Here is a 16704-nt window from a genome sequence, read left to right on the forward strand (position 1 = left end):
GCGATGTCAGATACACACGCAAAATCCGTTGCCTTCGTGCGCGAAACGACGATCCCGCAATCCGCGCCGCCAATGGCCGCCAGTGGCCCTGTGCTCTGGATGCGGACCAACCTCTTTGCCACGTGGTCAAATACGCTTTTGACCATTGCGGCGCTTTACGTTCTCTATCTGGTGCTGACGGCGACGATGCCCTGGATGCTGAACGGTGTCTGGAACACCGAGAGCCTGCGGGCCTGTCGCGAAGTGCTGGACGGCACCAGCGGCGCCTGTTTCTCGGTCCTGACCGAACGATGGAACCAGTTGTTGTTCGGCTTCACCTATCCGAGCGAACTCTACTGGCGTCCGGGATTGGCCTTTGCGCTGTTGTTTGTTGCGGCGGCGCCGGTGCTGTTTTTCGATCTGCCGCGCAAGTTGTTGTTCTTTACGGCGATATATCCGTTCCTGGCCTACTGGCTGATCTGGGGCGGCAGCGTGCTTTATCCGCTGTTGGCATTGGCTGGCGTGGTCGTGGGCTACCTGGTCTATAGCAAACTTGTCGCTCGCAACTTTGCGGCAGGTTTCTTTGGGGGCATTGCCGCAGCTGTGGCTTTCATTTGGATCGGCGGGCTTCTTATCCCCGAAACCGCATCCGACAACGCGATGCTCGAGGCCGTGCCAAGCCGCGACCTCGGGGGCTTCATGCTCAACATGATGTTGGGCGTGACCTGTGTGTCGCTGTCTGTGCCGATCGGCATTGCGCTGGCTTTGGGGCGGCAATCGGATCTGCCGATCGTCAAGATGATCTGCGTGGTTTTCATCGAGTTCATCCGTGGCGTGCCGCTGATTACCTTGCTGTTCGTGGCAAGCGTGATGCTGGCGTATTTCTTTCCGCCTGAATCCACCGTCGACCTTTTCCTGCGGGTTGTGATCATGATCACCATGTTCTCTTCGGCCTATATCGCCGAGGTGATCCGCGGGGGTCTGGCCGCTCTGCCCAAGGGGCAGTACGAGGCGGGCGATTCACTGGGGCTCGATTATCCGCAAAAGATGCGGCTGATCGTTTTGCCGCAGGCCTTGAAGATTTCGATCCCCGGCATCGTGAACATCGCAGTGGGCCTGTTCAAGGACACGACCCTGGTCTCGGTGATTTCGCTCTTTGATATCATCGGCATGATCCGCGGGCCGATCCTTGCCTCGACCGATTGGGCCGGGGTGTACTGGGAGTTGTTCATGTTCGCCGGCGCGTTGTTCTTCATCGTGTGCTACGGCATTTCGCAATATTCGCAGTGGCTGGAACGCCGCCTCGCGACAGATCATCGTTAAGAAAGGGCTAAGACATGGCCAAGGCTGCAGAGATGAAAGTATCGGACGAGGTCGCGATCTCGATCCAGAAAATGAACAAATGGTACGGCACCTTCCACGTGCTGCGTGATATTGACCTGACGGTTTATCGCGGCGAGCGGATCGTGATCTGCGGGCCGTCGGGGTCGGGTAAATCGACGCTGATCCGCTGTATCAATGCGCTGGAAGAGCATCAGAAAGGTTCGATCGAGGTGGATGGCACGGTTCTGTCGTCGGACCTCAAGAACATCGACAAGATCCGCTCCGAGGTCGGGATGTGCTTTCAGCATTTCAACCTGTTTCCGCATTTGACGATCCTCGAAAACTGTACGCTGGCCCCGATCTGGGTGCGCAAGACGCCCAAGAAAGAGGCCGAGGAAACGGCGATGCATTTCCTTGAAAAGGTGAAAATCCCGGATCAGGCCGACAAGTATCCCGGTCAGCTTTCTGGTGGTCAGCAGCAGCGCGTGGCGATTGCCCGCAGCCTGTGCATGCGCCCGCGGATCATGCTGTTCGACGAACCGACATCGGCGCTTGATCCAGAAATGATCAAGGAAGTTCTCGACACCATGATCGAGCTTGCCGAAGAAGGCATGACAATGCTTTGCGTGACGCATGAAATGGGCTTTGCCCGTCAGGTTGCAAACCGCGTGATCTTTATGGATCAGGGCCAGATCGTCGAACAGAACGAACCGGAAGAGTTCTTTAACAACCCGAAGTCCGAGCGGACCCAGTTGTTCCTGAGCCAGATTCTGGGGCATTAAATCACAACGGTCGCGCCGTTTTGCGGTGTCGGATCGAGTATTTTTGCCAAGAAGAAACAGGGGACCGGTTTTCGTGCCGGTCCCTTTTCTTTTGTCCGTTGAAATGGCGGGATGGGGGACGTTTCAGTCGCGCATCGCCACGGCCTGATAAATCGTGCGCGCGGGCGGGTTTGTGAACAGCGCGCCATAAAGCGCGTTTATGGCCGCGACGTCGCGGGTCATGTCGATAAAGGCGATGTCCACATAAACGATATCAGAGCGTTCAAAACCGGCATGTTCGGCGATACGGAACAACAGCTCGAACGCGTGCTCGGCCTCTTCATGCGAACTGCCGGGGCGATAGCCGTCGTCGTAGGTCGCGAGCTGTCCCGAGATGTGACAGGTGTTGCCAACCACCACAGCCTGAGAAATTGGCGAGAGCGGGATCGGCGTGCCGGGAACCTGAGTGATAAAGTGTTTGGCCATGCGCTTTGGGTTACCTTTTTTGGGGGCGCCGGACATTCCGGCGCTTGACAGCGCCAGTCTGGATGAAATCAGGTGATGGCGGAATAACGAAAACATATCAAAATCGGACAGCTTCTGATGCATGACGCCTATCCTGTCACCGTTGTTACCTTTCCGCAGGCGTTGCTTTTGGATATCGCCGGGCCGGTGCAGGTCTATACCACCGCGAACACGCTTGCGGGAAAGCCGCTCTACCGGGTGCAGCTTGCGGCGATGCCGGATGTGCCAAACCCCGTCACCGATAGCGGCCTGTGCCTGTCGCCGACACTGGATTTCACCGGGACCTTGCCGCGCGGCGATCTTTTGGTGCCGGGCGGGCCGGGGGTGGATGCGCTGATTGGCGACAGCGCCTTTATCGCCACAGTGGCCAGACAGGCGGCGCGCCAGACCCGGCTTGTCTCGATCTGCTCGGGGAGCCTGCTGAGTGCGGCGGCGGGCCTGTTGGATGGCAAGGAGGCCACCAGCCACTGGGTGCGCGGCCCTGACCTTCATACGCGATTTCCGGCGGTTCGCTGGCGTCCCGATGCGATCTTTACGATTGACGGCGCGACCTGCTGTTCGGCTGGGGTAACTGCGGGGATTGATCTTATCCTTGCCCTGGTCGAGCGTGACCACGGCAGCGCCCTTGCGCTTGAGATCGCCCGCGAGATGGTGGTCTATCTGCGCCGTTCGGGCGGGCAAACGCAATATTCCCGCCCGTTGCAGGCGCAACAGGCCACCGGGCCGCGCATTACGCCGCTTTGCGCGGCCATTGCCGATAACCCCGGCGCCGATTGGACCGTGGGGCGTATGGCCGCGTTCGCCAATATGACGGATCGCACGCTGCAACGGCACTTCCTGCGCGATCTTGGTCAAAGCCCGTCAGCCTATGTGATGACCTTGCGCCTTGACCTTGCCCGGAGCCTTCTTGATCAGGGCGCACGCAATGTGGCGCAGGTGGCCCGTACGGCGGGGTTTCGCAACGAACAGGCCATGCACCGCGCGTTTTCACAGGCGCTTGGCACGCCTCCGGGGGCTTACCGGGATCGCTTTGGCGGGCGGGGCGCAAGGGCGGATTAAATCCAGACCTTCTGGCGCGCCTTGAGCTCTGCGATCTGGTGGCGGAGATCATCGTCAATCTTGCCCTCGCGTGGGGCATCGCGCAGGGTCTCTAACAAATGGTCGCCTGGAACCCTTGGTTGGCGCGTCCAGCTCAGGGCAGCGAGAACCGCGCGGGCGGGTTCGGGCAGCCGGGCAGGTATCTCATGCCCGTTCAGCGTAGCCCAGACCCCGGCCCAGAGCCGCCCCACAGTCCAGGGGTTATAGCCGCCCCCACCGAGGACCAAAAACCGCAGCGAGAGCGCACGCAGCGCAGCCACCGTGGCCCAATGGGCGTTGTTGGACAGCTCAAGCCGCGCCAGCGGGTCCTCAGTCACCGCATCGGCCCCGCATTGCAGCAGGATCGCCTCTGGTCGCATTACCTGAAGCGCGGGCAGGATCACCTCGTGAAGGGCCATGGCAAAGCCGCTGTCGTTGGTGCCGCGCGCCAGCGGCAGGTTGATCGCCTGACCGCCTGCGCGGTCGTCAAGCGCGCCGGTAAAGGGCCAGCGACGCGCCTCGTGGGTCGAGATCATCAAAACGCGCGGTTCGCCGTGAAATGCCGCCGCCACGCCATCACAGTGATGCGCGTCGATATCCACATAGGCCACGCGGGTAAGGCCCTGCGCGAGGAAGGCCTTGATCGCCAGAACAGGGTCGTTGAGATAGCAAAACCCACCGGCGTGATCGGCCATGCCATGATGGGTGCCGCCGCCGGGATTGTAGGCCACGCCGCCCTGCGCCAAAAGCGCTGCGGCCAGCAGAGAGCCGCCCGCAGCGGTCGCCGGACGGCGAAACATTTCGCCAAAGACCGGGTTGGAGAGCGTCCCAAGGTGATGGCGTGCGCGGGTCGCTGCATCGACCGCGCCGTCGGTTTCGGCGGCTTGCAGGGCCGCGATATAGCGCGGAGTATGAAAGGCCATCAGGGCGGCGGGTTTGGCACGGGGGCTGTTGATGTACTGGGCTTGCGTGAGCCAGCCCATCGCGCGGCACAGGTCGATCACGGTGGGCACGCGCGGGATGCTCAGCGGATGGCGCGCGCCATAGCTTGAGCCGCGATAAATCTCGGATCCGATGAACAGCGGTGCCTGCATCGCGCGCGGGATCTCAGATCAGGTCGCGGGGGATCACGAAGGCCTCGACCTCTGCGGTGCAGGACCTGAGTTCGGCCCAATCGGCAATCTCAAACCGCAACAGAAGGGTCGCGCCGGTGGGATAATCGCCAAAGCGCTCGTGGTCGGGCGGCTCGGCCACAAGATCTTCGGCAAATTCCGCGATGCCGGGATTGTGGCCAATCATCAGGACGGTCTTGCCGGTTGCGCCTTGCAGGACTGCAAGCATCTCTTGGGCTTCGGCAAGGTAAAGCGATTTCAGGAGTGTGGGCGGCGTCGATAGCCCCAAAAGGCTACAGGTTTCCTGCGTGCGCTTGGCCGAGGAACACAGGATCTCGTCGGGGAGGAGCTTGCGCGCCTGCAACCACTTCCCAAGCGCCTTGGCCGAGGCCCTGCCGCGCGCGTTCAGCGGGCGGTCATGGTCGCGCTGTCCGGCGCTTCCCCAGTCGGATTTTGCATGCCGCATCAGGATCAGGTGACGTGTCATCGAAAGGCCCTCATGTGAAAGGCGGATTGCGCGGGCTGGCGGCCATAGTTCTGGCTAAGCGGACAGGCGCGACGCACCGCGCAGCCTTGATCCATACAGTCGTTTGCGCGCCGGTCCAGATCATTCTTGCAGAGCGGCACGTCATAATGATCGCCCTTGAGGGCATTCACCGGACAGGCGCCGCGACAGGGCTGTGTTGCGCAGGTGCCGCAGGGCGACGCGGCGGCGGGCGGCAGCGCAATGCGCTCGGCAAAGGCAAGGGCGCCGCGATAGGACACCATAAGCCCGGCGCGGTCATGCACCAACAGGCCCACAGGCGAAAGATGCGCCCGCCCGCTGCGCCTGGCCCAGTCAATGAAGGGCTGATAGGGTGCCCCGCCAAAGGGAAAGACGGCGCGCGCGTCAAGGGTGCGTGCCAGATCGCCGATCACCCGCTCTGACCAGCGGTTCATCGGGTCGGGCGCGCCGTCATTATATTCGGGCGAGGCGGTGAAATGCGCCCAAAAGCCGGGCTCGTCGGGGCCAAGCAGGATCAGGCTCTGCATGCCGGGCAGCTCGTCGGCGCGAAGGTGCAGCGCGCCGAAGGGCGCAAGGCGCACATCGGCGGCAAGGGCGCTTAGCTTTTCAAGCATCATGGGCACCGAAATGGCACTTGGGTTTCGGGGGAAGGGCGTTGGTTTCCATAAGCCGGAACCTAACCCAATGGCGCCCCCGCACAAGGCCTCTGCACAAGGCCAGGGCGCGCGCCGTCGCGCGAATGACCGCTTTAGGCGCGAATCAGCGAGCCGGCGCCATGTTCGGTGAACAGTTCGAGCAGCGTGGCATTGGGCGCACGCCCATCAAGGATCACCACGGCGCGCACGCCGCCCTCAATCGCGGCAAGCGCGGTTTCAGTCTTGGGAATCATGCCGCCGGCGATCACACCATCGGCGGTCATATGGCGAATCTGTTCCGGTGTAAGCTCGGTTACGACACGCCCCGAGGCATCGCGCACCCCGTCGATATCGGTCAAAAGCAAGAGCCGATCCGCCTTGAGAGCGGCGGCTATCGCGCCGGCGGCGGTGTCGCCGTTGATATTATAGGTCTCGCCATTGCGCCCCGCACCAAGCGGCGCAATCACCGGGATGGCATCATCGTTGAACAGGGTATGAAGGAAATCGACATTGATCTCGCTCGGCTCACCCACAAGCCCAAGATCGGGGCTGGCAGGGTCACAGGTGATCATATTGGCATCCTTGCCCGAGAGGCCGACCGCCTTGCCGCCCTGACGGTTGATCGCCTGAACGATGCGTTTGTTGACCCGACCGGAGAGCACCATTTCGACCACTTCCATCGTGGCCTCATCGGTGACGCGCTTGCCATTGACGAATTCGGATTTGATATCGAGCTTGTCGAGCATCTGGTTGATCATCGGCCCGCCGCCATGCACGATCACCGGGTTCACGCCGACCTGTTGCATCAGCACGACATCGCGCGCGAAGGTGTCCATCGCCTCGTCGCTGCCCATGGCGTGACCGCCAAGCTTGATGACGACAATCGCATCCGTGTAGCGCTGCAGATAGGGCAGCGCCTCGGACAGGGTGCGGGCTGTGGCGATCCAATCGCGGTTCATATCTCTGGTCTTCATCTCTGTTGTCCCTTGGCCCTTGCGGTTATCCCCGCAAGTCGACCCTCATGCAAGTGCCCGCGTGCGGGCGCTATTCCAGCGTGGCGATGGTGGCGCGCAGGGTGGCGATCCCCTCGCCCTTTTCGCTTGAGGTCAGGATAAGTTCGGGAAAGGCCGCCGGATGCGGGGCCAAGCGGCTGCGCACCTGCGCCAAAAGCGCCTCGCGGTCACCGTCTTTGATCTTGTCGGTCTTGGTCAAAACGCATTGAAAGGTCACGGCGGCGCTGTCGAGCAGGCTCATGATTTCTTCGTCAACGGGTTTGATGCCGTGGCGCGCATCCACAAGCACAAAGGCCCGGCGCAGGGTTTGGCGCCCGGACAGGTATTGCTTGAGCAAGGCCTGCCATTTTTGCACGACGGCCACCGGCGCATTGGCAAAACCATAGCCCGGCAAATCGACAAGATAGTGGCTCTCACCCATGGTGAAATAGTTGATTTCCTGGGTCCGGCCGGGGGTGTTTGAGGCCCGCGCAAGCGCCTTGCGCCCGGTCAGCGCATTGATCAGCGTCGACTTGCCGACATTCGAGCGCCCGGCAAAGCAGACCTCAAGCCGGTCGGCGGGCGGCAGGCCGGACATATCAACCACACCCTTGAGAAAGTTGATCTCGCCGGCAAACATCTTGCGGCCAAGCTCGGATGTGGCGTGATCTGGCTCGTCGGCGATGGGAAAGGGAAGCTGCTGCATCATAGCACCTGAACGCTGTCGCCCACGGTGATCCGGCCCGTGGTCGTGACCTCGGCATAAATGCCAAAGTTCTGATGATCCCAATGGGTGTTCAGCGCGGCCAGCGTTTCCAGATCACGCAGGCCGGTCTTGGGGTTGGCGGTGGTGGCGAGGCAGCGCACGATAGGTTCCTTCACCGCAAGCTCTGCGGTGCCGATCCGAAGGGTCTTGCCGATTAAGTCGAATTCCTGCCAGGGCTCCAGCCCGTCAAGATGCAGGTTGCAGCGCCACCGCAGGACAGAGATGTTATCCGTACCCATCTTGTCGGCCAGATCGGCGTTTGACGCCAGATTAAGCAGGCTGATCGAAGGGTAATCGGTATCGGTCAGGCCGCGACCTTCGAGCTTGAAAAGGCGGGCAGGCTGTGCGCGGTCGGCATCCACCAGCGGGCGCACCCAGTCGAGAAACCTGTCCTGCTCCTGATCGGGGTCAAAGGCGAGGTCGGGGCGTTCGGGATGGGTGAGGGTCACCCGGCTGGTCTCCTCGTCGCAGGTGGCACTGATCGCCATCAGCGAGGCGGATTTCGACCCGCGCGAGAAATTGACGCAAGGGCCCCATTTACCATCGGTGAGCTTGGCCGCCTCATGCGCCACGCCCCAACGGCGATCCCACGGCATCGCCTGACCCTTGGCGAGGGTCACGGTGCTCAGCGCCTCACGTCCATGCGATTTGATGGGGTGGCGCCAAAGGGCGCTGACCGTTGCCATTACTTCTTCTTGTCCGCTTCGGCCTTGGCCTTCGCCTCGCCGCGCTTGAAGCTTGAGGTGATATTGCCAAACACGTCCGGCTTATATCCCTGGCTACGCATGATCAGGTACTGCTGGGTGAAGGTGATCGTGTTGTTGGCGATCCAGTAGATCACCAGCCCGCTGGCAAAGCTGCCGAGCATGAACATGAACACCCAAGGCATCCAGGCGAAGATCATCTTTTGCGTCGGATCGGTCGGCGCCGGATTTAGCTTTTGCTGAAGCCACATCGACACACCAAGGCAGAGCGGCAGGATACCGATGAAGATCAGCGCCAGGATCGAACCCGGTTCCGGTGTGCCCCAAGGCAGGATGCCCCAGAGGTTATAAAGCGACGAGGTGTCGGGTGCCGAGAGATCCTTGATCCAGCCGATCCATGGCGCATGGCGCAGTTCGAGCGTGACGAAGATCACCTTGTAGAGCGAGAAAAAGATCGGGATCTGCAACAGGATCGGCAAACAACCCGAGGCGGGGTTTACCTTTTCCTTCTTGTAGAGCGCCATCATCTCTTTTTGCAGGGCCTGACGGTCGTCGCCTGCGGTTTCCTTGATCTTCTCCATCTGCGGCTGAAGCTCTTTCATCTTCGCCATGGAGACATAGGATTTATAGGCCAGCGGCAGAACGAGCGCCTTGATCAGCAAGGTCAGCCCGATGATCGCCCAGCCCATGTTGCCGATCACGGCATTAAGCCAGTGCAGCACGGAAAAGATCGGCTTGGTCAGGAAAAAGAACCAGCCCCAGTCGATCGAATCAACGAAGCGGTCAACGCCTTCCTCGTCCTGATATTGCTTGATCGTCGCCCATTCCTTGGCGCCGGCAAACAGGCGGCTATCGGCGCTCGCGGTTGCGCCCGGTGCAACGGTCTGCGTCGCAAGCACGGTCTCGGTCTGGTAAATCCCGCGCTGTGGGTCAAACTTGGTCACGGCCTTGTAGGGCGACCCGGGGGCGGGGATCAGCGTGGCCATCCAATAATGGTCGGTAAAGCCGATCCAGCCACCTTCGGCGACTTGCGTCACATCGGCGGGCGCGCCTTCGCGCGGGTTGAAGGCGTAATCCTCGACATCGTCATAGTCGGTTTCGCTCAACTCGCCATCGGACAGCGCGATCAGGCCTTCATGCAGGATGAAGAAATTCTTGATGTCAGCAGGAATCCCGTGGCGCGCCAGAATGCCGTAGGGCGCAAGGCTGACCGGGGTGCTGCCGGTGTTTTCAACCGATTGGTGAACCGAGAACATGAAATCCTTGTCAACGCTCAGCTCGCGACGGAACTTGAGGCCCGCGCCATTGTCCCAGCTGAGGATGATCGGGCTGTCGGGTGCAAGGGTTTCACCGCTCTCGACGCTCCAGATGGTGTTGGCGCCGGGAACGCTCTCGCCGGTCAGGCCGGCGCCGGGCGCCCAGCCATAAAGCGCGTAATAGGGCTCATCGCTGCCCACCGGCGCCAAGAGGCTGACGATGTCAGAGTCTGGTTCGATGGTTTCGCGATAGTTTTTCAGGAACAATTCGTCGATACGACCCCCCTGAAGGGAAATCGAGCCCTGCAGGCTCGGCGTGTCGATGGTCAGACGCGGCGCGCTTGCCTCGGCTACGACGGCTTCGGTGCTTGCGGCATCGGCCGTGGTCACGTCACCTGAGGTGGCCACCGGTGCAGTGGCGTCCTGAGGGGCGGTGGCGACCGGCGCGTTCGGATCGACTGCCGGTGTTTCGGGCGGTGGAAACACCACGAACCACACCAGAATAACGATGAAACTTAGCGCAGTCGCAAGGATTAGGTTCTTGTTCTGATCATCCATGTCCATTGACCACTTCTTTGTTGCATGTCAGGGGCGGTTCAACAGAGTGCGGATCAAAAGGTCAAGCGGATTCCGGGTTTTGGGCCGAATGCGCGGGGATTCATCGCAGGCTTTAGCCGGAGATGCGGCCAATAACCGGCGGCGCGTGAACTTTGGCCTGATGGGTGGCGATCCAATCGGCGGTTTCATCAAGCGGCATCGGGCGGGCAATGCCATAGCCCTGAACGTGACCACAGCCAAGCTGCGCCAGAATCGTGTGCTCGCCTGCGCTCTCTACGCCCTCGGCAAGGGTTTCGAGCCCCAAACGCTCTGCCATCGAGAAAATCGCCGAAATCATGCGCTGTTGTTCGACGTCGCGGTCGACCTTCATCACGAACGACCGGTCGATCTTGAGGCGGTGAACCGCAAAGCGGCGCACCGAGGAAATAGAGGCGTGGCCGGTGCCGAAATCATCCAAGTCAATCATACAGCCCATCTCGGCCAGGGCATTTATGTTGCGTGTGATTGTGTCATCCGGCGATGTGGCCACAACGGTTTCCAAAATTTCGACGGTCAGTCGCTTTGGCGCGACGTTGCAACGGTCAAGTTCCCATTCAATCTTTTCGGCCAGACGCGGATTACGCAGCTCTTCAGGCGAAAAATTCACGCCGACATGGGGGATGTCAAAACCAATTTTATCCCAGGTCTGGATCGCCTTGAGGGCATTGCGCAACATCGCATCACCAAGTTGTTCCAGCCGCCCGGTAGAGGCAAGCACCGGGAGGAATTCCGCCGGCAGCATCAGGCCAGCCCGCGGATGAACCCAACGCGCCAGTGCCTCAAAGCCGCTGATCTGGCCGGTGTCGGTGGAAATCTGAGGCTGAAACCAGCTTACGAACTGGCCGCTTTCAAGAGCTTTTTCTAATTCATCGGCAATCCGGTGGGGCGCGGTGCCGCGCATGCCCCGGCTGTAGGCACGCACCTTTGACGGGCCGTGGCGCGAGGCGTCTTTCAGGGCCGTGATGGTGGCATCAAACATCGATTTGCCGCTGTTGTTGGGGGCTTGCCCGTCAAGGCAAAGACCGATGGAGACCGAAATATAGGCGGTCGTGGTGCTGATCGAAATCGGCTCTTCGACCGTGGATTGCAGACGCTCGGCCAGTTCCAGGGCGGGTTCAAGCCCGAATTGGCGCACTGGGGCAAGCAGAATGCCGATCTAGCCGTTTGCCAGGTTGAACAGCTGATCAGAGCTGCGCAGCGCGCGGTCCAGCCGGTCAAGACAGCGGGTGGTGATCATATCGGCTGTGGCGCGGCCATAGCGGTTCAGCAGCATATCAAAGTCGTCTATCTGAATGGCCATGCATGCCGATTGAAGCGATTTCTGGCGCGCCCGCGCCAGAACACGGTCAAGCTCGTTTCGCATCAGGTTGGTGTCGCCGCTATCTGGCACCTGAAGCTCAATTGTCTCGCCGATCGTGCGATGGCTGGGGTAAAATGCCAATAATATCAGGGGTATAGCCAAAATAATCGCCGCCGCCCCAAGCCAATAGGCGGCCAAGACAGAGGCGGATAAAAAGGCCACCGATTGCGGCCCGCGAGAGGCCTGCGAAAACGCGAGTCTTGCGTTGTGAAACAGGGACTTGAGATAGATGTGCATCGCGGATCCTGAGCTTTTGCAGATCAGGTTAGCGTGCATCGGTTAATGAAGTTTGGGCATCGCCTCGGGATTTGCGTCAAGTTTTATCGAGTTGGTCTCGAGTCCTGCAAAATCAAACAGCTTCGGATCAAGAAGATGCGAGGGGCGCGCATTCATCAGCGCGCGGAACATTACCTGGCGGCGACCGGGCGAATTGGCCTCCCATCCGTCAAGGATCTGCTTGACCTGCTGGCGTTGCAGGCCGTCTTGCGAGCCGCAGAGATCGCAGGGGATGATCGGATAGTTCATCGCGCGGGCAAAGCGGTCGCAATCGACCTCGGCCACATGCGCCAGAGGGCGATAAAGGAACAAATCGCCCTCTTCATTGACCAGTTTCGGCGGCATCGTTGCAAGACGCCCGCCGTGAAAGAGGTTCATGAAGAACGTCTCCAGGATATCGTCGCGATGATGGCCCAGTACCACCGCCGAACAGCCCTCTTCGCGGGCAATGCGGTAAAGGTTGCCGCGCCGCAGCCGCGAACAGAGCGCGCAAAACGTGCGCCCGGCGGGGATCTTGTCCATGACGATAGAATAGGTGTCCTGATATTCGATCCGGTGGGGCACGCCGCGCGCTGCAAGGAACTCTGGCAGAACCGTCGCGGGAAAGCCGGGCTGGCCCTGATCAAGGTTGCAGGCCAGAAGATCGACCGGCAACAGGCCGCGCCATTTCAACTCGTAGAGCACGGCCAGAAGGGTATAACTGTCCTTGCCGCCGGATAGGCAGACCAGCCACTTAGGTGTTTGCCCGCCTTCGGCGTGACGCGCGCCGGGCTCGATCATGCCATATTGCTCGATCGCCTCGCGGGTCTGGCGGACAATGCGTTTGCGCAGCTTTTTGAACTCGGTGCTTGAGGGCGTCCCGGCAAACAGCGGATGGATATCGTCGTTATCGTCTAACATGGGCTGGCTTTAGGGGGTTTGCGCGCGTCACACAAGGGTCGTGAGGGGCCCTCAAGGGCGCTATGGGTAAGGAATGGAACGGGTGCGGACCCTTTCAAAGGGTCCGGTCCGTTTTCTTTTGAAGAAAACGGGGGCGCGGGGTGAGAGTGGGCTGGATGTCGGAAGTGGCGGCTCTGATGCCAGCGTCGCCGCGATTGACATCGTGCTTAAGCCACCTGATGTTCTAAATCCCGAGATCGATAGTGTCGTAGCGCTGTCAAACGGCGGGCACTTGATGAAATGGGAAGGGCCGCTGAAACATGACCGCTTTCGTAATTGGCCGGATGCAGATCCATAGTCGCGGCTGGATGGAGGAATATTTTTCCAAAATCCCGACCGTCGTTTCTGATAACAGAGGGACGTTCTTGGTACGTGGTGGCGATCCTGAGCATTTGGAGGGCGAAGATCCGATGCCAGACGCGGCCTTTATTATCGAATTTCCGGACAGGGATCATGCGCGAAAATTCTGGAATTCTGATGACTTTCAAAAACTTGCCGTTCTGCGGCGTTCAGGCTCTTCGCTTAACGCCCTCTTGGTTGATAAATTACCCTAGGCGAAAGTCAGGACGGTTCTGCAAAGCTGCCACTCCGGAACGGGTCTTATGCCCTCAACTCTCACCAACGCCGTCAATGAGGGCCTGAAGAATCGCCTTGGCGCTATCGGAATCCCAATGCGCATCGCCTTGCAGACGCGCTATTTCGCGCCCGTCAGGGTCGATGATCAGGGTGATCGGCAGGCCGAAGATGCCCAATTGTCGGGCAAGCGCACTTTTGGGGTCACGGTGAAGCGGCAGGTTTTCAACGCCGATTTCGTCAAAGAACTTTGTCATCGCTGTGGGTGCGTTGCGGCCCGTAGCGATGGTGACGACCTTGAAATCATCTCCGCCCAAGGCGGTTTGCAGATTCGACAGCGTCGGCATTTCCACCCGGCAGGGGGCACACCACGTGGCCCAGAAATTCAGCAGGATATATTGCCCGCGATAATCGGCCAGCGTGCCGGTGCCGCCCTCGCCGCGTTCAAAGGCGGTGTCGGGCACGGTTTTGGGCGCGCTGTGGAAATTCAGCTTTTTCATGTCACCATCGCGCAACGCCTCTAGCGCCGCGGTTGTCGGGCTTTCGGCAAAAGCGGCATTTGCACCAAGAGCGAGGGCCATATAAAGGACGATCTGACGAATGATTTTCATAAATCCCTCCGAAGGGCGTGAACGATGACTGACAAGACCTCGAACCAGATGTGGGGTGGCCGCTTTGCCGCCGGACCGGATGCGATCATGGAAGCAATTAATGCTTCGATCGGGTTCGACAAGCGGATGGCGGCCCAGGATATCGCCGGCTCAAGGGCCCATGCCGCGATGTTGGCGGCGACGGGTATTGTCAGTGATAGTGATGCAAGCGCCATGAGGGAAGGCCTTCTCACGGTCTTGTCAGAGATCGAGGGCGGAAGTTTTGAATTTTCCACCGCGCTTGAGGATATTCACATGAATGTCGAGGCGCGCCTCAAGGATATCATCGGTGAACCGGCGGGGCGGTTGCACACGGGCCGGTCGCGCAACGATCAGGTGGCAACCGATTTCAAACTCTGGGTGCGTGATCAGCTTGACGCCGTGGCTGGCGCGCTAGAGGCGCTGATCCGGGCGCTTTTGACTCAGGCCGAGGCGGGCGCCGATTGGGTCATGCCGGGATTCACCCATTTGCAGGTGGCCCAGCCGGTGACATGGGGCCATCACATGATGGCCTATGTCGAGATGTTTGGCCGTGACCTGAGCCGTGTGCGCGATGCGCGCGCGCGGATGAACGAATGCCCGCTTGGGGCGGCGGCCCTTGCAGGCACGTCCTTTCCGATTGATCGTGAGATGACCGCGCGCGAGCTTGGCTTTGATCGGCCCTCGGCGAATTCGCTTGATGCGGTGAGCGATCGCGACTTTGCGCTCGAATTCCTGGCTGCGGCCAGCATCAGCGCCATGCACCTGAGCCGGATGGCCGAGGAATTGGTGATCTGGTCCAGCGCGCAGTTTCGCTTTGTGATGCTGTCGGATAGGTTTTCAACCGGGTCGAGCATCATGCCGCAAAAGAAGAACCCCGATGCCGCCGAATTGATCCGCGCCAAGGTGGGCCGGATTTTCGGGGCCAACGTGGCCTTGATGATGGTGATGAAAGGGCTGCCGCTGGCCTATTCCAAGGACATGCAGGAAGACAAGGAACAGGTGTTTGACGCCGCCGACAACCTGATGCTGGCGCTCGCGGCGATGGAGGGCATGGTCAAGGATATGGCCGCCAACCGCCCCAGCCTTGAAGTGGCGGCGGCCAGCGGGTTCAGCACTGCAACCGATCTTGCCGATTGGCTTGTGCGGGTGCTGGATATGCCGTTCCGAGATGCCCATCACGTCACCGGAAGCCTTGTGGCCATGGCCGAGGCCAAGGGCTGTGATTTGCCGGAACTGAGCCTTGAGGACATGCAATCGGTGCATGGCGAAATTAACGCATCGGTCTATGATGTGCTCGGGGTGCATAATTCGGTGGCCTCGCGGCAAAGCTATGGCGGGACAGCGCCGGTGCGCGTGCGCGAACAGATCGCGCGCTGGAAAGAGAGGGTGGGATGACAAAGTTATTCGGTGCGGCGCTTGCGCTTTTGGTGCTGGCGGGATGCGGTGTTGATGGCGAGCCGCTGCGGCCCAAGCTGAACACCACCCTGAAGGCTGGCAGCGGAGGTCATGCCTCGGTCGGAGTTGGAGTCGGCGTTGATGTGGGCAATGTGAACATCGCCACCAACGGCAGCAAGGTGAACGTCGGCATGGGCCTTGATCTTTGAGGTGGCTGTTTCTGGCGCTGGCGATCTGGGGGGCGATCCACCCGATGGCCTATTTCCTGCAGTGGTTTGGCGAAAATGGCTATGACCTGATGGGCATGGTGGATGCCTGGCATGCGAATGCGGCGTCAAGCGGGCTGGTCTGGGATCTGACGATTGCCGCGATTGCCCTGACGGTCTGGATCGTGGCCGAGGTGGTCCAGCGGCGCATGTGGCTTGGCCTGATCGCCATACCGGCGACGTTTTGTATTGGCGTGAGCTGTGGCTTGCCGCTCTATCTTTTTCTGCGGGCACGGCCCGGCGGACAGGGCGGAATTTGAGTATTTTTGGAAAGATGAAAGTCAGCATTGGGCCGATGCGGCCGGGCTTGGCGAAACGAATGCGGGCTGATCAAGGGCGATGGGTCACGTGATCGGCGAGACCTGATTTGTAACCACGGTTGTAGGCATCCGTTGCGAGGAGGGATAGGAAAAGGTCTCTGGAAATAGGCATGAGTTACTCCTAAAAAAGCTCTATCGCGAATAAAACTTCCGCGAGATCAGCCTTTGCCAGCCGGTCTTCAGCGGAGATCGCACTTAACCTAAGACCGTCCAACAGCCCGCCACCAAGCGCCGCCGCCACCCCCCAACACCCATCGACCACACCCGTCGTCGTCGGCGCATCGGTGATCTCAAGGGTCACCTCGCGCAGCGCATAGCCCTGGCCGAAGCTGGCCGCGAGGTCATCGGGGGCCACCTGCCTCACACTTGTCGGGTCTGCGATATCGCCGAAGGTCACCAACATCGGTAGCGCTTTGAGCGGCACCGGCGCTGTGTCGCACAGCTTGGACAGTGCACGCGCCTTGTCCGTCGGGGCATCGGTCAGCCGGTCCTGAAACACCCGGCACGCGAAGGCCTCGCCATTGCCGGACAGCAACGCAAGGAGATACCGACCCGTGCCCAGATCGACCACAGTCGCCTGGTCGCAGAGCAGCAGCGCGATCCGCAAAAACCGCTCCATAGTGCCAGCCTTGCGGCAAAACGCGTCGCATTTCGAATGGAATGCTTGGTCGGCAAACCGGCAGAGCGGATTGGAGACTCACACAACGAGCA

The 16704-nt window shown here is 60.4% G+C and carries 20 protein-coding genes; 7 read left to right on the forward strand and 13 right to left on the reverse strand.

The window, feature by feature from the left end; genetic code table 11:
* Positions 1-3: 3 nt before the first annotated feature.
* Both ROG8370_RS04710 and ROG8370_RS04715 read left to right on the forward strand, forming a co-directional pair.
* Complete coding sequence (locus ROG8370_RS04710) at positions 4-1302, forward strand: amino acid ABC transporter permease (RefSeq protein ID WP_085825922.1); 1299 nt, start codon at positions 4-6, stop codon at positions 1300-1302.
* A 14-nt stretch (positions 1303-1316) separates the two neighbouring features.
* On the forward strand, positions 1317-2084 hold the full coding sequence (locus tag ROG8370_RS04715) for an amino acid ABC transporter ATP-binding protein (protein ID WP_085825923.1): 768 nt from the start codon (positions 1317-1319) through the stop codon (positions 2082-2084).
* A 123-nt stretch (positions 2085-2207) separates the two neighbouring features.
* Here the strand turns inward: ROG8370_RS04715 and ROG8370_RS04720 are convergent, their stop codons facing one another.
* Positions 2208-2549, reverse strand: coding sequence for a RidA family protein (locus tag ROG8370_RS04720; protein ID WP_085825995.1), 342 nt, complete (start codon positions 2547-2549; stop codon positions 2208-2210).
* Between the two features lie 117 nt (positions 2550-2666).
* Here ROG8370_RS04720 and ROG8370_RS04725 point away from each other — a divergent pair, with 117 nt between their 5' ends.
* Positions 2667-3647 carry a GlxA family transcriptional regulator gene (locus ROG8370_RS04725; RefSeq protein ID WP_085825924.1) on the forward strand — a complete coding sequence of 327 codons (981 nt, stop codon included), beginning with the start codon at positions 2667-2669 and terminating at the stop codon, positions 3645-3647.
* Here ROG8370_RS04725 and ROG8370_RS04730 read toward each other — a convergent pair.
* The 10 genes from ROG8370_RS04730 to ttcA all read right to left on the reverse strand — a co-directional run bounded on the left by ROG8370_RS04730 (position 3644) and on the right by ttcA (position 12768).
* Complete coding sequence (locus tag ROG8370_RS04730) at positions 3644-4759, reverse strand: acetoin utilization protein AcuC (RefSeq protein WP_085825925.1); 1116 nt, start codon at positions 4757-4759, stop codon at positions 3644-3646. The two genes, ROG8370_RS04725 and ROG8370_RS04730, sit on opposite strands and share 4 nt — an antisense overlap.
* Before the next feature lie 13 nt (positions 4760-4772).
* Positions 4773-5264: a SixA phosphatase family protein gene (locus ROG8370_RS04735; protein ID WP_085825926.1), complete on the reverse strand. Its 492-nt coding sequence runs from the start codon at positions 5262-5264 to the stop codon at positions 4773-4775.
* Positions 5261-5896: a ferredoxin gene (locus ROG8370_RS04740; RefSeq protein ID WP_139838046.1), complete on the reverse strand. Its 636-nt coding sequence runs from the start codon at positions 5894-5896 to the stop codon at positions 5261-5263. Before ROG8370_RS04740 ends, ROG8370_RS04735 begins: the two co-directional genes overlap by 4 nt.
* A 134-nt stretch (positions 5897-6030) precedes the next feature.
* Positions 6031-6891, reverse strand: a complete 861-nt coding sequence (gene argB, locus ROG8370_RS04745; RefSeq protein ID WP_085825928.1) for an acetylglutamate kinase — start codon at positions 6889-6891, stop codon at positions 6031-6033.
* Between the two features lie 70 nt (positions 6892-6961).
* The gene (gene yihA / locus ROG8370_RS04750) at positions 6962-7615 is read right to left on the reverse strand and encodes a ribosome biogenesis GTP-binding protein YihA/YsxC (protein WP_085825996.1); all 654 of its coding nucleotides are present in this window, start codon (positions 7613-7615) and stop codon (positions 6962-6964) included.
* Complete coding sequence (locus ROG8370_RS04755) at positions 7615-8361, reverse strand: MOSC domain-containing protein (RefSeq protein ID WP_085825929.1); 747 nt, start codon at positions 8359-8361, stop codon at positions 7615-7617. The genes yihA and ROG8370_RS04755 overlap by 1 nt, the downstream gene beginning before the upstream one ends.
* Positions 8361-10193, reverse strand: a complete 1833-nt coding sequence (gene yidC, locus ROG8370_RS04760) for a membrane protein insertase YidC (RefSeq protein ID WP_085825997.1) — start codon at positions 10191-10193, stop codon at positions 8361-8363. Before yidC ends, ROG8370_RS04755 begins: the two co-directional genes overlap by 1 nt.
* Positions 10194-10305: 112 nt before the next feature.
* On the reverse strand, positions 10306-11367 hold the full coding sequence (locus ROG8370_RS04765; protein WP_245827205.1) for a putative bifunctional diguanylate cyclase/phosphodiesterase: 1062 nt from the start codon (positions 11365-11367) through the stop codon (positions 10306-10308).
* 21 nt (positions 11368-11388) lie between these two features.
* Positions 11389-11829: a diguanylate cyclase domain-containing protein gene (locus tag ROG8370_RS20885; RefSeq protein WP_245827207.1), complete on the reverse strand. Its 441-nt coding sequence runs from the start codon at positions 11827-11829 to the stop codon at positions 11389-11391.
* Positions 11830-11871: 42 nt separating this feature from the next.
* A complete protein-coding gene (ttcA, locus tag ROG8370_RS04770; protein WP_085825930.1) occupies positions 11872-12768 on the reverse strand; it encodes a tRNA 2-thiocytidine(32) synthetase TtcA in 897 nt (298 codons plus the stop codon).
* Between the two features lie 299 nt (positions 12769-13067).
* On the opposite strand from ttcA, the gene ROG8370_RS04775 reads away from it, so the two are divergent.
* Positions 13068-13361 (forward strand): DUF1330 domain-containing protein, encoded by a 294-nt coding sequence (locus ROG8370_RS04775; protein ID WP_085825931.1) that lies wholly within the window; start codon positions 13068-13070, stop codon positions 13359-13361.
* 54 nt (positions 13362-13415) lie between these two features.
* Here ROG8370_RS04775 and ROG8370_RS04780 read toward each other — a convergent pair whose 3' ends face one another.
* The gene (locus tag ROG8370_RS04780) at positions 13416-13991 is read right to left on the reverse strand and encodes a TlpA family protein disulfide reductase (protein WP_085825932.1); all 576 of its coding nucleotides are present in this window, start codon (positions 13989-13991) and stop codon (positions 13416-13418) included.
* A 24-nt stretch (positions 13992-14015) separates the two neighbouring features.
* Between ROG8370_RS04780 and argH the strand changes: the two genes are divergently transcribed.
* From argH to ROG8370_RS04795, 3 genes are read left to right on the forward strand one after another with little or no spacing between them, the layout of a single operon-like run.
* Positions 14016-15407, forward strand: coding sequence for an argininosuccinate lyase (gene argH, locus ROG8370_RS04785; protein WP_085825933.1), 1392 nt, complete (start codon positions 14016-14018; stop codon positions 15405-15407).
* Positions 15404-15616, forward strand: a complete 213-nt coding sequence (locus ROG8370_RS04790) for a hypothetical protein (protein WP_085825934.1) — start codon at positions 15404-15406, stop codon at positions 15614-15616. Before argH ends, ROG8370_RS04790 begins: the two co-directional genes overlap by 4 nt.
* On the forward strand, positions 15613-15933 hold the full coding sequence (locus tag ROG8370_RS04795; RefSeq protein WP_085825935.1) for a DUF2834 domain-containing protein: 321 nt from the start codon (positions 15613-15615) through the stop codon (positions 15931-15933). Before ROG8370_RS04790 ends, ROG8370_RS04795 begins: the two co-directional genes overlap by 4 nt.
* A gap of 181 nt (positions 15934-16114) precedes the next feature.
* Here ROG8370_RS04795 and ROG8370_RS04800 read toward each other — a convergent pair whose 3' ends face one another.
* Positions 16115-16612, reverse strand: coding sequence for a hypothetical protein (locus ROG8370_RS04800; RefSeq protein ID WP_085825936.1), 498 nt, complete (start codon positions 16610-16612; stop codon positions 16115-16117).
* Positions 16613-16704: the final 92 nt, after the last annotated feature.

Source organism: Roseovarius gaetbuli (genome assembly GCF_900172365.1).
Lineage (GTDB): Bacteria > Pseudomonadota > Alphaproteobacteria > Rhodobacterales > Rhodobacteraceae > Roseovarius > Roseovarius gaetbuli.

Bases quoted from the DNA above. Each gene is read 5' to 3' on its own strand.
- ROG8370_RS04800 (WP_085825936.1), bottom strand. From the start codon at position 16,612: ATGGAGCGGTTTTTGCGGATCGCGCTGCTGCTCTGCGACCAGGCGACT.
- ROG8370_RS04730 (WP_085825925.1), bottom strand. From the start codon at position 4,759: ATGCAGGCACCGCTGTTCATCGGATCCGAGATTTATCGCGGCTCAAGC.
- ROG8370_RS04710 (WP_085825922.1), top strand. From the start codon at position 4: ATGTCAGATACACACGCAAAATCCGTTGCCTTCGTGCGCGAAACGACG.
- ROG8370_RS04735 (WP_085825926.1), bottom strand. From the start codon at position 5,264: ATGACACGTCACCTGATCCTGATGCGGCATGCAAAATCCGACTGGGGA.
- ROG8370_RS04740 (WP_139838046.1), bottom strand. From the start codon at position 5,896: ATGCTTGAAAAGCTAAGCGCCCTTGCCGCCGATGTGCGCCTTGCGCCC.
- ttcA (WP_085825930.1), bottom strand. From the start codon at position 12,768: ATGTTAGACGATAACGACGATATCCATCCGCTGTTTGCCGGGACGCCC.
- ROG8370_RS04755 (WP_085825929.1), bottom strand. From the start codon at position 8,361: ATGGCAACGGTCAGCGCCCTTTGGCGCCACCCCATCAAATCGCATGGA.
- yihA (WP_085825996.1), bottom strand. From the start codon at position 7,615: ATGCAGCAGCTTCCCTTTCCCATCGCCGACGAGCCAGATCACGCCACA.
- argB (WP_085825928.1), bottom strand. From the start codon at position 6,891: ATGAAGACCAGAGATATGAACCGCGATTGGATCGCCACAGCCCGCACC.
- ROG8370_RS04720 (WP_085825995.1), bottom strand. From the start codon at position 2,549: ATGGCCAAACACTTTATCACTCAGGTTCCCGGCACGCCGATCCCGCTC.
- ROG8370_RS04715 (WP_085825923.1), top strand. From the start codon at position 1,317: ATGGCCAAGGCTGCAGAGATGAAAGTATCGGACGAGGTCGCGATCTCG.
- ROG8370_RS20885 (WP_245827207.1), bottom strand. From the start codon at position 11,829: ATGCACATCTATCTCAAGTCCCTGTTTCACAACGCAAGACTCGCGTTT.
- ROG8370_RS04790 (WP_085825934.1), top strand. From the start codon at position 15,404: ATGACAAAGTTATTCGGTGCGGCGCTTGCGCTTTTGGTGCTGGCGGGA.
- ROG8370_RS04780 (WP_085825932.1), bottom strand. From the start codon at position 13,991: ATGAAAATCATTCGTCAGATCGTCCTTTATATGGCCCTCGCTCTTGGT.
- argH (WP_085825933.1), top strand. From the start codon at position 14,016: ATGACTGACAAGACCTCGAACCAGATGTGGGGTGGCCGCTTTGCCGCC.
- ROG8370_RS04775 (WP_085825931.1), top strand. From the start codon at position 13,068: ATGACCGCTTTCGTAATTGGCCGGATGCAGATCCATAGTCGCGGCTGG.
- ROG8370_RS04725 (WP_085825924.1), top strand. From the start codon at position 2,667: ATGCATGACGCCTATCCTGTCACCGTTGTTACCTTTCCGCAGGCGTTG.
- yidC (WP_085825997.1), bottom strand. From the start codon at position 10,193: ATGGATGATCAGAACAAGAACCTAATCCTTGCGACTGCGCTAAGTTTC.